The following is a 12,220-nucleotide window of genomic DNA, read 5'->3' as shown; positions in this document are numbered from 1 at the left end:
ACATAGCACGCTTTCGGCGGTTCGTCCCAGCTCAGGGGCTTGATCGACCATCCGGGGTCAGCAAAACGTCAGCAGGACGCCCGGGGAGCGAGATCGATCATGGCAACCACCAGCCTCATCCGCGGCATGGGTTCCTTCTTCAAGGAGTGCGAGCACCCCGGGTCCCGGTGGCCCCGGTGCCCGCGCGAGTACAAGATCCGGTACCGCAACGCGGCCGGAAGGCAGGCGGAGGAGTCCGGGTTCACCACGCAGGACAAGGCCAAGGCCCGGCTCGCCGAGGTCTACCAGGCCCGGAAGAACGCTCCGCAAAGCCGGCGCAAGGCGGAACGGATCCAGAAGTACAGCCCGATGCAGGTCGGGGACTACGTCGAGGAGTGGAAGGCCCACCAGCGCGACCTCAGCCCCGCGTCGCTCCGGCACCTCGAATCTCTGCTTGAGCACCATCTCCACCCCGCCTTCCACAGCCGTCGGATGGACACGTTCGACCACAGGGTCGTCGAGGCCTTCACACTCCTCGCCAGCCTCACGGACCTCCTGCACCCGCAAGACTGACGCACCATCACGATCCCAGGCGGCCGAACACCAAGATCACCGACAGAGCCAAGCTCAGAATGCCGCAGCTGATTACCCAAAGAGTCTCACCCGGACCTTCCTGCCGGGATACGCTGAGGAAAGGTCGGGAGATCCCGAACTTCCTGCACGACAGCGCGAGGGGGAAGAGCATGGCGTCACCTGCCGCAATTTCCGAGATGGTGGTCATCAAGAGCGATGGGACTCAGACCAGTCCCATGCGCCAGCCGCAAGCCCAGTCCTACCTGGAAAACGTCCTCAATGAGGCAGGCATGGGGAACAGGCTCGCAAACCTGAAGCAGTCCCTGAACCAGGCATTTGACGGCCAGGGAAAGCCCACCGGATCGCACAAGTTCAACAATCAGCCGGTCCTGCACGCCAGTTCGGGTAACGGGCAGCAGAGTGTCACCCTTTTCTTCTATGCGAACGGCAGCAAGCTGATGCTGTTCGCCATGGGGGAGCACGTGTCGAGCACGCAGTACAGGATCAGTATTTACGGGCAGCAAGGCACGGATTTCGCGAAGGGCAAAGTCATCTCCGTCTGATCCTGCGACCTGTGGCCGAGCCCCGCGGTCGGCTCGGCCACAGGCAGCCAGGTCGGTACACCTTCCCCACGTGGCGGCCCGCTCGTCGCAGCGGGCGGACCTCAACGGTCGCACGCAGGGAAGGTTGCCAACGGAGGGCCAGCCGCTGACCTCGTGGGGCTGCACCTACGGCTCGGCTCCCAGGTAGAACCTCCAGACAATCAAGTCCGCTGCTCCGTTCGGAGAGGTCTTCTGAAAAACCCATCCCTTCTTGAGTGGCACGGTCGCTACTTCCCAGGCGTCAAGGCCGATGTTGAACAGCTCATTTCCGCCGAACCAGGCGTTGATGAACTGCTTCTTGTTGGATTCTTTCCTGACCGTGGTGATCATGTCGGCGTCAACGGAGACCGAGCATGACGTTTGTGACCACCTGACTGGTGACGTCGTTCACCTTGAGCTTCCCGCCGTCCAGCACGGTGACGTTGCCGGTGACGACGAGGTCTCCAACGATTTCTACCTTGCCCGTGTGGAAGGTGGCGCCGTCGGGGGTGATGGTGGCGCCGCGGGATTTGGTGGTGATCTGGAAGGAGCGGATGGCGATTCGGGTGCTGCGTGAGATCAGAATTCTCAGGCTCATGTAGCGGGTGGTTCGGGCTGTGGTGCCGCGATACTCCGATTGATATGCCACGACGGGTGCGTAATGGGTCCAGTTGGTGCCGTCTGTTGACGATTCCAGGTTGCAGTCGGGCAGGGTGAAGCTGCCGTCGGGTTTGCCGAGATAGATGTCGATCTTGGTGATGTCGCGTTGGCTGCCGAGGTCGATCTGGATCCAGTCGTTGAACTCGGGGGTGCGTGCGCTCCAGTAGTACGTGTCCAGGTTCCCGTCGGTCATATCGGACGGGAGGCGTCGGGTGCCGTCCGGGTCGGTGGTGAAGCCCAGGTTGGTGGTCGCGGCGCAGTTCGTCGTCCGACAGCCAGCAGTCCTCGTGGACGAACATGACCGAGAAGTAGGTACTCTCCGCCGGTAACAGCGGGTGGCTGAAAGGACCGCCGCCGTTGTGGGTTGCGGCCCTTGCCGTGACTGGTCAGCGACCACGGCCCCTGCCGGAGATCGCCGTGACCACCGTGGCGTTCCTCGCGCACCGCGGCGGGGCGGCCATGGGACCCGACCGCGTACAGCTCACCCGTGCACTGGTGCCCACCGGCGGACAGGAGCAGGCTTGAGAGGCGGCTCGCGCAGGCCCCGCCACCGGGCACGTGGAGAGGGCCCCACGCGTCTGCGAGCCCGCCGACTCCTTGGAGGTCCCCCGTGACCGATCCTCCTGTCCCCCACCCGGCCGGCCCGATCGTGGTCGGCACGGACGGCTCGACCCCAGCCCGGCACGCTGTGACCTTCGCCCTGCGCGAGGCCCAGCTGCGCGGTACAGGCCTGCGGGCCGTCTGCGCGTACGAGTACACCCCGACCCAGCACTCCGGCTTCGAACGGACGGTCGACTCCGGTCCGATCCCCCAGCAGCGCGATCTCGTCACGCAGGCCGTGGCGGACTCGGTCGAGGAACTGCAGCAACAGCTCGGTGGGCCATCCGTGGAGGTGGAGATCGTCTGCGAACGCGGCCGCCCTGCGCAGGTCCTCCTCGAGGCGAGCAAGGACGCCAGCCTGCTCGTGGTCGGCTCCCGAGGGTCGGGTGCCTGGGGCCGACTCACCCTCGGGTCGACGAGCACCGAGGTCGTCCATCACGCCGGCCTTCCCGTGGTCGTCGTGCCGGCGGAGCACGGCACCGCACGTTCGGAGCACGGCACCGCACGTTCGTGACCGTCGACTTCAGCCGCCCTCTGAGCCGGGTCAGGTGAGGACGGCAGGCTGGCGGTAGTCGCCGAGCAGGCGCACCGTCGCTCCGCGGTCGGCGGCGATCTGGACGAGGTTGTCCAGGTTGAGGGGTCCTGACCAACGGCATCCTCCACACCCGGCCCGCCGGCTCCAGGCCCGCTGGCTTCAGAGGTGGACGGGCAGGTGGCGGGGTCCGCGGAGCATGGCGTTCTGCCGGTAGGGGGGCGGGTCCTGGACCAGGCGTGCCGGGCCGAGGCGGGGGATCAGCGCACCGAGCGCGGCCTCGGCTTCGATGCGGGCGAGTGGTGCGCCGTAGCACAGGTGAATACCGCTGCCGAAGCCGAGGTGTTGGTTGTCCGGGCGGGTGGGGTCGAACCGGTCCGGCGCGTGGAACCGCTTGGGGTCGCGGTTGCCCGAGGCCAGCGCGAGCACGACGGTGGCGCCTTGGGGGACGGTGGTGCCGCCGACGTCGATGTCGGCGAGGGGGATGCGCTCGCGCATGTGGACCGGGGGTTCGTAGCGCAGCAGTTCCTCCACCGCTCGCGGCAGCAGTTCCGGTTCGCGACGCAGCTGGTCCAGCTGCTCGGGCTGACGCAGCAGGGTGAGCACCCCGTTGGCGATCAGGTTCACCGTGGTCTCGTGTCCGGCGATGAGCAGCAGCACGGCGGTTTCCGCGAGTTCCTCCTGGGTGAGCCGCAGGGCCGGGTCCGGTTCGTTGACGAAGGCGGAGAGCATGTCGTCGCTCGGATTGCCACGGCGCTTCTCGGCGAGGCCCGCCAGGTACCGGCCCATCTCGCCCCGCGCCTGTTCGCCCGCCTGGTCGCCCGCCTCGTCCCGCTCGGAGGAGTCCTCTTCGGGCCGGACGTCGGCGGACGCGACGATCGCGTCGGACCACGCCCTGAAGAGCGGCTCGTCCTCGCGCGGCACGCCGAGCAGGCGGCAGATCACCGTGACGGGCAGCGGGTAGGCGAGGTCGTCGACGATGTCGATCCGGCCGCCCGCCTGGAACGGCTCCATCAGTTCCCCGGTGAGCCGGACGATCTCGCCGCGCATGGCATCGACCCGGCACGGGCTGTGCGGGGGGCCGAACGGCCGCATGGCCAAGGTGCGCAGTCTGTGGTGCTCCGGGTCGTCGAGCCGCAGGAACGGCGGCTTGTGCGTCGTCTCGCCACAGGTGCGGGGATCGACGCTCATCCGTGGATCGTGGAGCAGGGCGGCGACCTCGTGGTAGGTGCCGATCAGGTAGCTGCCGTCTGCCTGCCGCACGACGGGACCGGCCTCGCGGAGTTCCGCGTACAGCGGGTAGGGGTTGGGGCGGTTCGCGTAGTCGGTGATCCGTGCCAGCAAGGTGTCGGAGTCCATGGTGGCTCCTCGTCGTTGGGCGGGACGTGGGTCAGCCGCGGGGCTGCACCACGGTCAGTCGACGGTCGGGCAGGTATCCGGTGAGCGCCACGGTGGGGCCGTGGGACAGCCCCTTCGGATCCGGCACGTCGGACGGAATCGGGATGTCCGCCGCGAGCGCGCGGTCCGCCGCGCCGGGCGGGGGCGGGAACGGCGCAGCCGTCTCGATCAGGTGCCGGTAGTAGTCGAGCGACTTGGCCATGTCGACGGTGACCGCCGCGGTGACCCGCCCCTGGTAGCCGTAGACCATCGCCAGACGGCGCGCCTCCAGAGAACCCTGGGCGATGACCACGTGGTCGGAGAAGGTGGGCACGCCCACCGACTTGATGTTGAGCCCGAACTGGGTCGACCAGAACGTCGGCAGGGCGAGGTGCGGGCGCCGCAGGGGCCCTGGACTGACCATGTTGTGGGCCGCCACCCCGGCCTGTTCGACCGCGTTCCCCCAGTGTTCGAGGGAGAGCATCTGGTAACCGAACAGCGGGTGGGGGAAGCGGGAGACGTCGCCGGCGACGAAGACGTCGTCAGTGACGATTCCGTACATGTTGAAGGCGCGGCACCCGGCGTCGCAGGCGATTCCGCGCGGGCCCGCCGCCAGTCCGGAATCCGCCAACCACTCGACGTTGCGGACCGCCCCCAGCGCGACGACGCACACGTCCGCCTCGACGCGGCTGCCGTCGGACAGCTCCGCGCCGGTGAAGCGCCCGCCGTCGTCCCCGCGCAGGGCGGTGACCGTCACGCCGGTGCGCAGGTCCACACCGTGGTTGCGCTGCATGGCGGCCGCGAGTTTCGCCAGGGTGCCGCCGAGCGCGCCCACCAGAGGTGCGGGACCGCGTTCGGCGACGGTGACGTCCAGTCCGCGTTCCCGGCAGGCCGAGGCGATCTCCGAACCGGTGAAGCCGCCGCCGATCACCAGCACCCGCCGTGGCCCGGCAGCCAACCGCTCGGCCAAACCGCCGGCGTCCTCGCGGGTACGCAGGGTGAACACCCCGTCCAGGGCGGCCTCCTGCGGATCGGGCCAGGGACGCGCCCGGGTCCCGGTGGCGATCAGCAACCGGTCGTACGGCAGCGACTCGCCATCGGCCAGCATCACCCGCTTCCCCAGGGGGTCCAGGCCGGTGGCGCGTACGCCCAACCGCCACTCGGCGTCCGGATCCCGGCGCATCGGCAGCCCGGTGGAGTCCGCCGCAGCGTGGCCCAGCAGCACCTGCTTGGACAGCGGCGGCCGGTCGTAGGGCGGATGAGGCTCGTCGCCGACCACGGTCAGTGAGCCGGTGAAGCCCTCCTCCCGCAGCGCCTCCGCGGCCCGCAACCCGGCCAGCGACGCGCCGACGACAACGATCCGGCCCTCGCTCTGGTCACCGGCCATCAGCGCTCACCTCCTCACCGAGGAGGATGGCCTGGACCGGGCACGCCGCCGCGGCCTGGCGCACGCGCTCGACCTGGTCGTCGGGGACAGCCGGGGCGTACAGCAGTCCCTCCTCGCCGTGCAGCTGGAACACTTTCGGCGCGAGGAACACGCACTGTGCGTAGCCCTGGCAACGCGTGAGGTCCACAACGGTCTGCATCCCCACCACTTCCTCTGCCGCCGTACCCCCTCTCTTCCAGCATGGGACGAGAACCGGACGCGCGCAGCACGGGCCGAGAACCGGACGCGGGCGCGGCAACCGCTCGGGGATGCCGCAGGTGCGGAGCCCGCGTCGAGCTGTCCACCGGCATCGCTCCGACCAGCGGGCGTGCGGCACCGCGATCGAGCGGCGGGCGGCCCGGGCGCGGCGGGCGGCCTGGGCGCGGCGCGCCGCCTAGGGAGTGCGGTGATCCGGGGTTTCGGGAGAGCGGGGCGTGGTCGTGCTCGGCTCGGCGAGGTGGGTGTCCATGGTGGAGTTCAGGTCGGCCATGAACGATTCGAACTGTTCCAGGAGCTGCGGCGGGTAGTGCGACATCGCGGTGTCGAGGCGTCGGGCGAGGGGGCCGAAGAACTCGTCCGCCCGTTCCTGGATGTGGCGGCCGCTGCGCAGGGTGATGATGCGCCGGTCGGGGTGCTCGCGGACGCGGGTGATGTGCCCTGCGGCTTCGAGGCGGTTCAGGAGCGCAGTGGTGGCGCCCGTGGACAGGGGGATGCGCTCGCTGAGGCGCGCCGGCGACAGGGGGGTGTCGCGCTCCTCGGCGGCGGCGATCTCCAGGACCGCGGTCGCGTCGGTGGAGTGCAGGCCCAGCCAGGCGGCGAAGCGCCGGCTGAGCTCGGCGTAGTGGCCGCCGTAGGTCCTCAGCGACTCCATCAACCGCTCACGCTGCGCCGCCACGCCGTCGAGCATCGCTTCCTCCATGGCCTCGCGCCTTTCCGTGCTGCTGTGCGGTCCGCGTCGGCGGCCTGCTTTGACAACCTACCGCCACCAATTTACCTTTATCGTAAAACTACTTCACCATGGAGGTATCTGGCGTGCGCGGCTCTTCCCCCATCACCGACGAGACCGCGGGGCCCTACCGCCGGCGATGGCTGATCCTGGTGGTGATGCTCGTCGCGGAGATCATGGATCTCCTGGACGCCTCGATCGTCAACGTCGCCGGTCCGGATCTGGAGCAGTCCCTCGGCGCCGGCTCCGTCGGCCTGCAGTGGGTGATCGGGGGCTACGCCCTCACCCTGGGAGCCGGGCTCGTGCTCGGCGGCCGGCTCGGCGACCGGTACGGCCGGCGCCGGATGTTCCTGATCGGTCTGGCCGCCTTCACCACCGCATCGCTGCTGTGCGCGCTGGCGCCGGACACCGGGTCGCTGATCGCCTTCCGGCTGCTCCAGGGCGCCGCCGGGGCGATGCTCCTGCCCCAGGGCCTGGGCCTGCTGCGGGAGAACTTCCCCGGCCCCGAGCTCACCAAGGTCTTCGGGATCTTCGGCCCCGTCCTCGGCCTCGGCGGCATCATCGGCCCGGTCCTCGGAGGATTCCTCATCGAGGGCGACTTCTTCGGCCTGGGCTGGCGCTCGGTGTTCCTCGTCAACCTCCCCATCGGCCTCGCGGCCCTCGCCGTCGCCGCGAAGTACGTCCCGAAGAAGCCGGGGGATCGCACCGTGGACGTCGACAAAGCCGGCGCGGCGCTGGTCGCCGTGTCCTGCGCGCTCCTCGTCCTGCCGCTGAACCAGGGGCAGGAGGACGGCTGGCCGCTGTGGACGTGGCTGTGCATGGCCGCCTCCGCCGCCGGGTTCGCCCTGTTCGCGCTGCACCAGCGCCGCACCGTCGCGGCGGGCCGCGAGCCGCTGATCATCCCCGCCCTGCTGCGCAAGCCCGCCTTCACCATCGGACTCGGCGGCATCGCCCTGTTCTTCGCCGGGCTCGTCGGCACCCAACTCGTCCTGACCCTCTACCTCCAGATCGGCCGGCACTTCACCGCCGGCGACGCGGGATTGGGCAACCTGCCGCTCGCCGTGGGCACGGCCATCGGTGGCGCGGTCAGCGGCGCCTTCCTCGCCGACAGGATCGGCCGCAAGGTCCTCCAGATCGGCCCGCTCGTCCAACTCGCCGGCGCGACCCTCCTCTGGTTCGAACTCGACGGCCTCACACCGGCCTCGTTCTCGATCCGGGACATCGCCCCCGGCATCGCCGTCTCCGGCATCGGCGCGGGCATGGTCATCGCCGCCCTGTTCAGCTTCGTCCTCGCCGCCGTGGACGACGCCGAGATCGGCTCCGCCTCCGGGTTCCTGTCCGCCGTCCAGTCCATCGGCGGCTCCGTCGGCGTCGCCGTCTTCGGCTCCGTCTTCTTCGCCCAGGCCGGGACCGGCGACTTCACCGCCGGCTTCCACCACGCCCTGACCATCCAGGCCTGCCTGCTGGCCGCATTCCTCGCCATCACCTTCCTGCTGCCCGAGCAGGGGCGCCCCGAGGAAGAACACCACGGCATCACCACCGACACTCCTGCCGACACCCCACAAGCCGCCGCGTGACCCCCGGCCCGCCCCGCCCGGGCGCTACGGCGCCGATACGCGTACCTGTCGCGAGGAACGCAGGACCGGCTTCAGTCCCTGTCGGGGGCGTGCAGCGCGAGGGTGAAGCTGAAGCGGTCGCCGCGGTAGAGGGTGCGGACCTGTTCGAGGGGGTGGCCCTCGGCGTCGCGGCTGCGGCGGTGGAGCAGCAGCATGGGCAGGGCGGGCGGGGTGCCGATGAGCAGGGCTTCGCGGGGGGTGGCGAGGACCGTCTCGATGCGTTCGTCGGCGCCGCCGAGCCGCACGCCGCACTCGCGCAGGTACCCGTAGAACGAGCCTTCGGGGTCGAACTCCCGCTCCAGGCGCGGGACTCGGGCAACAGGGACGTAGGTGGACTCCAGGCCGACGCGTTCCTCGTCGGCGCGCAGGACACGTTCCAGGTGCCAGAGCGGTTCACCTTCGGGGACGGCGAGGCGCTGGGCCATGGGCGGGTCGGCGGGGAGGCGGTCGAGGGTGATGAGGGTGCGGCCGGGGCGCAGGCCCTGGCGGGTGACGCCTTCGGTGTAGCTGGCGAGGGAGAGCGGCTGTTCGATCTTGGGGCCGGCGACGACGGTGCCGCGGCCCTGGCGGCGCAGGCGGCCTTCGAGGAGGAGGTCGCGCAGGGCCTGCCGGACGGTGGCGCGGGCGACGTGGTGGCGTTCGGCGAGGTCGGCTTCGGTGGGCAGGCGCCCGCCGGGACCCAATTCGGCGATGAGGTCTTCGAGTTGGGCCTTGACCAGGTAGTACTTGGGCACCCGGCCGTGGTCGGGGACGCCGGAGCGGGCGGGGGCGACGGGGGGCCGGGGGGTGCCGTGGTTCACCGCGTCACCTTATCGAGCGGTGGTCCGGCGCCATCGAGTGGCGGTTCGGCGCCCCCGAGGTCACGGAATGGTAACCGGTCTGGACTGAATTTCGGCGGTTGTTCATACAACCGTGGATCCGGGGAGGGCTCCTCCTCGCACGGGCGCCCCATCCTCGGTGCCGGTGCAACCGCACCGCGTCGCCCCCTAGTTGGGAGCCCTCGTGCGCATCCCCCGCTCCATCCGGACCGTCACCGCGGCCACCGCCGTAGCCGCCGTGCTGCTGCCGTCGGCGCCCGCCGGCGCCGCCCCCGCCGCTTCCGCCGTCGCAGCCGCCCCCGCCGCTTCCGCCGTCGCAGCCGCCCCCGCCTACAAGGGCCTGCCGGACGGCACCAAGCAGGCCAAGACCCTGGTCATCGGCGTCGACGGCACCCGCTACGACAAGCTGGCGGCCGCCGACGCGCCCAACCTCAAGGCGCTGATGGCCGGCGGCATGACCGCCACCAGCAACCTGTACGCCAACCCGCTGGCGCCGACCCTGTCCGGGCCGGGCTGGTCGACCATCGCCACCGGCGTGTGGCCCGACAAGCACCAGGTCAAGGACAACGCGTTCACCGGCGCCCGGTTCGACCAGTACCCGGACTTCGCCAGCCGCCTGGAGGCCGCCGACCCGGCCGCCTCCACGCTGGTGATCGGCTCGTGGAACCCGATCACCGGCAACGTCTTCAACGGCAAGGCGGACCTGCGGATCGCCGAGAACGAGAACGACGCCAAGACCGCCTCCGACGCCGCCGACTACCTCGCCCACGGCAACCCGGACGCCGCCTTCCTGCACTTCGACGGGATCGACGAGGCCGGGCACGCCTCCGGCGGCGCCAGCGCCCAGTACGCGGCCGCCATCCACACCGTCGACGCGCTCGTCGGCCAGGTCGTGCAGTCCGTCAAGTCCCGCCCCACGTACGGCTCGGAGGACTGGCTGATCGTCGTCACCACCGACCACGGACACACCGACGCCGGCGGGCACGGCGGCAACAGCGCCAACGAGCGGCAGACCTTCGTGATCGCCGACGGCGCCGGCTACCCGGCCGGCTCCCGGCGCTACGACGTCAAGCCCGTGGACATCGCGCCCACCGTCCTCAAGCACGAGGGCGCGGCGATCGACCCCGCCTGGCGCCTGGACGGGCAGCCGATCGACGAGATCGCCCCGGACGCCTTCGACGCGCTGCGCCCCGCCCTACAGGGCCGGGCGGACGAGACGGGCATCCCGGCCGCGGTCCGGGGCTGGACGCACACGCCGCCCAGCGGCTGGAGCATCGACAACTCCCGGATGCCCAGCGGCGGGGTGACGGAGTGGCGCGGCTGGGCCTTCGCCACCGACGAGTTCTGGAGCGCCACCCAGCTCGGACAGGGCCGGGAGACCAACGTACGGGCCCGCAACGTCTTCGCGGTCGCCGACTCCGACGAGTGGGACGACAAGGCGCACGGCGCCGGCCAGTTCGACTCCACCCTGGTCAGCCCGGCCTACCCGGTCGCCGGCCTCAGCCGGGCCACGCTGTCCTTCGCGACGAACTACAAGGTCGACGGCCCGCAGACCGGCGACGTGTACGTGGTCTTCGACGACGGCGCCCCGCAGCTGGTGAAGTCCTACCGCGCCGACCTGAACACCGTCGAGCACCTGCCCGTCACCGTGCCGGCCGGCGCCACCACCGCGCGCCTGCAGTTCCGCTACACGGGCACCAACAGCGCCTTCTGGACGGTCGACCAGGTCTCCTTCGGCTCCTGACACCACCACCGGCCCCCGCCGCCCCGGCCCCCGGGGCGGCGGGAGGCGACGCCCACCATGCGGTACGGCGGCCTCCCGGAGCGGAGTTCGACTGTCAGACCAGGCAGAACTCGTTTCCTTCCGGGTCGGCCATCACCACATGATCGGGCCTGCCGTCCAACTCCTCCTCGCTGACCACGGTCGCGCCCGCAGCGGTCAACCGCTCCACCGCCTCGACCACGCGCGGCCATCGCACCTCCCACGGTGTCTCACGGCCGCCACCGACCTGGACGTCCACGTGCACCCGGTTCTTCACCGCCTTCGGCTCCGGCACCTTCAGGAAGGACATGGTGGGGCCCACCCCCTCGGGATCACAGAGGTACGCGCCGTCATCCCACTCGTCCTCCGGGATCCCGTAGTGGGAGAGCCATTCCTCCCAACTCCCGAATCCCACAGGTGCGGGCTTCTCCGCATAGCCCAGCGCCAGTGCCCAGAACTCAGCCAGCTTCGCCGGGTGCGCGCAGTCGATCGTCAAGCTCCACCTGGTCGCCATGCGGTCCTCCTCCGGTCGGATGCCGCGACGGTACCGCGCACCTCTGACACTCGCGGCCGGTGAGCCGTCCGGTGGCGGCCGGCGTCGTCAGGGCCCTCGGCGCGTGCCGGGCAGGTGCCTCCCGGCGGCCGGTACGGTACCGGCGTGACGGGAACTCAGGACACCGTGCTGGTGGTGGTGCGCGGTCCGAGCGGGGCGGGCAAGTCGAGCGTCGCCGCGCGGCTGCGCGCCGCGTACGGACGGGGCGTGGCCGTCGTCGCCCAGGACGTGCTCCGGCGCACCGTCCTGCGCGAACGCGACCTCCCGGGCGGGGCGAACATCGGCCTCATCGACCTGGTCGCCCGGCACGCCCTCGACCACGGCTTCCACACCGTCGTCGAGGGCATCCTCGCCGCCGAGCGCTACGGCCCGATGCTCGCCCGGCTCGCCGCCGACCACCGCGGCCGCAGCCACCTGTACTACCTCGACGCCGACTTCGACGAGACCGTGCGCCGCCACGCCACCCGCCCCCAGGCCGCCGAGTTCTCCCCCGAGGACATGGCCGACTGGTACCAGCCCCACGACCTCCTGCCCGGCGGCCTCGAACGCGTCGTTCCGCAGCACAGCACCCTCGACGAGACCGTCGAGCGGATCCTCGCCGACACCCGTCTCACCCCGCCATTTCGCCACCGGTGAGCGGCGCTACGACAGCTGAGCCCGTCCCCCGCAGGAGGCCGGGGGTACGGAACGGCCCCGCCCTACCGGCGGTGGCGGCCGGTAAGTGGTCGGCGCCGCTGACGTAACGCGCGGGGCGCGGGCGCGGTTGCCTACGCCATGATCACGATCACGTGAATCTT

Annotated in this window: 15 protein-coding genes; 6 read left to right on the top strand and 9 right to left on the bottom strand. The window is 70.7% G+C overall.

The window, feature by feature from the left end:
• Nucleotides 1-99 precede the first annotated feature (99 nt).
• A complete protein-coding gene (locus AB0O82_RS25165) occupies nt 100-552 on the top strand; it encodes a hypothetical protein (RefSeq protein WP_363586213.1) in 453 nt (150 codons plus the stop codon).
• Between the two features lie 7 nt (nt 553-559).
• On the opposite strand, the gene AB0O82_RS25160 is transcribed toward AB0O82_RS25165, so the two are convergent.
• Nucleotides 560-760 carry a hypothetical protein gene (locus AB0O82_RS25160; protein ID WP_363586212.1) on the bottom strand — a complete coding sequence of 67 codons (201 nt, stop codon included), beginning with the start codon at nt 758-760 and terminating at the stop codon, nt 560-562.
• Between AB0O82_RS25160 and AB0O82_RS25155 the strand changes: the two genes are divergently transcribed.
• Nucleotides 750-1,115, top strand: coding sequence for a hypothetical protein (locus tag AB0O82_RS25155; protein WP_363586211.1), 366 nt, complete (start codon nt 750-752; stop codon nt 1,113-1,115). The two genes, AB0O82_RS25160 and AB0O82_RS25155, sit on opposite strands and share 11 nt — an antisense overlap.
• Before the next feature lie 165 nt (nt 1,116-1,280).
• Here the strand turns inward: AB0O82_RS25155 and AB0O82_RS25150 are convergent, their stop codons facing one another.
• Together AB0O82_RS25150 and AB0O82_RS25145 are read right to left on the bottom strand one after the other, a co-directional pair.
• Nucleotides 1,281-1,484: a hypothetical protein gene (locus AB0O82_RS25150; protein WP_363586210.1), complete on the bottom strand. Its 204-nt coding sequence runs from the start codon at nt 1,482-1,484 to the stop codon at nt 1,281-1,283.
• A gap of 7 nt (nt 1,485-1,491) precedes the next feature.
• Entirely contained in the window at nt 1,492-1,986 is a 495-nt protein-coding gene (locus AB0O82_RS25145; protein ID WP_363586209.1) for a discoidin domain-containing protein, read from the bottom strand.
• 417 nt (nt 1,987-2,403) lie between these two features.
• On the opposite strand from AB0O82_RS25145, the gene AB0O82_RS25140 reads away from it, so the two are divergent.
• Nucleotides 2,404-2,907, top strand: a complete 504-nt coding sequence (locus AB0O82_RS25140; protein ID WP_363586208.1) for a universal stress protein — start codon at nt 2,404-2,406, stop codon at nt 2,905-2,907.
• A 180-nt stretch (nt 2,908-3,087) separates the two neighbouring features.
• On the opposite strand, the gene AB0O82_RS25135 is transcribed toward AB0O82_RS25140, so the two are convergent.
• The 4 genes from AB0O82_RS25135 to AB0O82_RS25120 all read right to left on the bottom strand — a co-directional run bounded on the left by AB0O82_RS25135 (nt 3,088) and on the right by AB0O82_RS25120 (nt 6,647).
• Nucleotides 3,088-4,284: a cytochrome P450 gene (locus tag AB0O82_RS25135; protein ID WP_363586207.1), complete on the bottom strand. Its 1,197-nt coding sequence runs from the start codon at nt 4,282-4,284 to the stop codon at nt 3,088-3,090.
• A gap of 31 nt (nt 4,285-4,315) precedes the next feature.
• A complete protein-coding gene (locus AB0O82_RS25130) occupies nt 4,316-5,689 on the bottom strand; it encodes an FAD-dependent oxidoreductase (RefSeq protein WP_363586206.1) in 1,374 nt (457 codons plus the stop codon).
• Nucleotides 5,679-5,888 (bottom strand): ferredoxin, encoded by a 210-nt coding sequence (locus AB0O82_RS25125; protein ID WP_363586205.1) that lies wholly within the window; start codon nt 5,886-5,888, stop codon nt 5,679-5,681. Before AB0O82_RS25125 ends, AB0O82_RS25130 begins: the two co-directional genes overlap by 11 nt.
• Before the next feature lie 234 nt (nt 5,889-6,122).
• Nucleotides 6,123-6,647: a MarR family transcriptional regulator gene (locus tag AB0O82_RS25120; protein WP_363586204.1), complete on the bottom strand. Its 525-nt coding sequence runs from the start codon at nt 6,645-6,647 to the stop codon at nt 6,123-6,125.
• 98 nt (nt 6,648-6,745) lie between these two features.
• Between AB0O82_RS25120 and AB0O82_RS25115 the strand changes: the two genes are divergently transcribed.
• Nucleotides 6,746-8,251 (top strand): MFS transporter, encoded by a 1,506-nt coding sequence (locus tag AB0O82_RS25115; protein WP_363586203.1) that lies wholly within the window; start codon nt 6,746-6,748, stop codon nt 8,249-8,251.
• A gap of 71 nt (nt 8,252-8,322) precedes the next feature.
• Here AB0O82_RS25115 and AB0O82_RS25110 read toward each other — a convergent pair whose 3' ends face one another.
• Entirely contained in the window at nt 8,323-9,090 is a 768-nt protein-coding gene (locus tag AB0O82_RS25110) for a GntR family transcriptional regulator (protein ID WP_363586202.1), read from the bottom strand.
• A gap of 202 nt (nt 9,091-9,292) precedes the next feature.
• Here AB0O82_RS25110 and AB0O82_RS25105 point away from each other — a divergent pair, with 202 nt between their 5' ends.
• Nucleotides 9,293-10,852, top strand: coding sequence for an alkaline phosphatase family protein (locus AB0O82_RS25105; RefSeq protein WP_363586201.1), 1,560 nt, complete (start codon nt 9,293-9,295; stop codon nt 10,850-10,852).
• A gap of 94 nt (nt 10,853-10,946) precedes the next feature.
• On the opposite strand, the gene AB0O82_RS25100 is transcribed toward AB0O82_RS25105, so the two are convergent.
• Nucleotides 10,947-11,384, bottom strand: a complete 438-nt coding sequence (locus AB0O82_RS25100) for a VOC family protein (protein ID WP_363586200.1) — start codon at nt 11,382-11,384, stop codon at nt 10,947-10,949.
• 144 nt (nt 11,385-11,528) lie between these two features.
• On the opposite strand from AB0O82_RS25100, the gene AB0O82_RS25095 reads away from it, so the two are divergent.
• The gene (locus tag AB0O82_RS25095; RefSeq protein WP_363586199.1) at nt 11,529-12,059 is read left to right on the top strand and encodes an AAA family ATPase; all 531 of its coding nucleotides are present in this window, start codon (nt 11,529-11,531) and stop codon (nt 12,057-12,059) included.
• The last annotated feature ends 161 nt before the right edge of the window (nt 12,060-12,220 follow it).

Source organism: Kitasatospora sp. NPDC088264, from assembly GCF_040685715.1.
Taxonomy (GTDB): Bacteria; Actinomycetota; Actinomycetes; order Streptomycetales; family Streptomycetaceae; genus Kitasatospora.
The sequence above is the reverse complement of the archived record's forward strand: the minus strand, read 5'-3'. Positions and strand labels throughout refer to the sequence as shown.

Bases quoted from the DNA above. Each gene is read 5' to 3' on its own strand.
- AB0O82_RS25100 (WP_363586200.1), bottom strand. From the start codon at position 11,384: ATGGCGACCAGGTGGAGCTTGACGATCGACTGCGCGCACCCGGCGAAG.
- AB0O82_RS25165 (WP_363586213.1), top strand. From the start codon at position 100: ATGGCAACCACCAGCCTCATCCGCGGCATGGGTTCCTTCTTCAAGGAG.
- AB0O82_RS25115 (WP_363586203.1), top strand. From the start codon at position 6,746: ATGGAGGTATCTGGCGTGCGCGGCTCTTCCCCCATCACCGACGAGACC.
- AB0O82_RS25125 (WP_363586205.1), bottom strand. From the start codon at position 5,888: ATGCAGACCGTTGTGGACCTCACGCGTTGCCAGGGCTACGCACAGTGC.
- AB0O82_RS25155 (WP_363586211.1), top strand. From the start codon at position 750: ATGGTGGTCATCAAGAGCGATGGGACTCAGACCAGTCCCATGCGCCAG.
- AB0O82_RS25160 (WP_363586212.1), bottom strand. From the start codon at position 760: ATGACCACCATCTCGGAAATTGCGGCAGGTGACGCCATGCTCTTCCCC.
- AB0O82_RS25150 (WP_363586210.1), bottom strand. From the start codon at position 1,484: ATGATCACCACGGTCAGGAAAGAATCCAACAAGAAGCAGTTCATCAAC.
- AB0O82_RS25145 (WP_363586209.1), bottom strand. From the start codon at position 1,986: ATGACCGACGGGAACCTGGACACGTACTACTGGAGCGCACGCACCCCC.
- AB0O82_RS25135 (WP_363586207.1), bottom strand. From the start codon at position 4,284: ATGGACTCCGACACCTTGCTGGCACGGATCACCGACTACGCGAACCGC.
- AB0O82_RS25130 (WP_363586206.1), bottom strand. From the start codon at position 5,689: ATGGCCGGTGACCAGAGCGAGGGCCGGATCGTTGTCGTCGGCGCGTCG.
- AB0O82_RS25120 (WP_363586204.1), bottom strand. From the start codon at position 6,647: ATGGAGGAAGCGATGCTCGACGGCGTGGCGGCGCAGCGTGAGCGGTTG.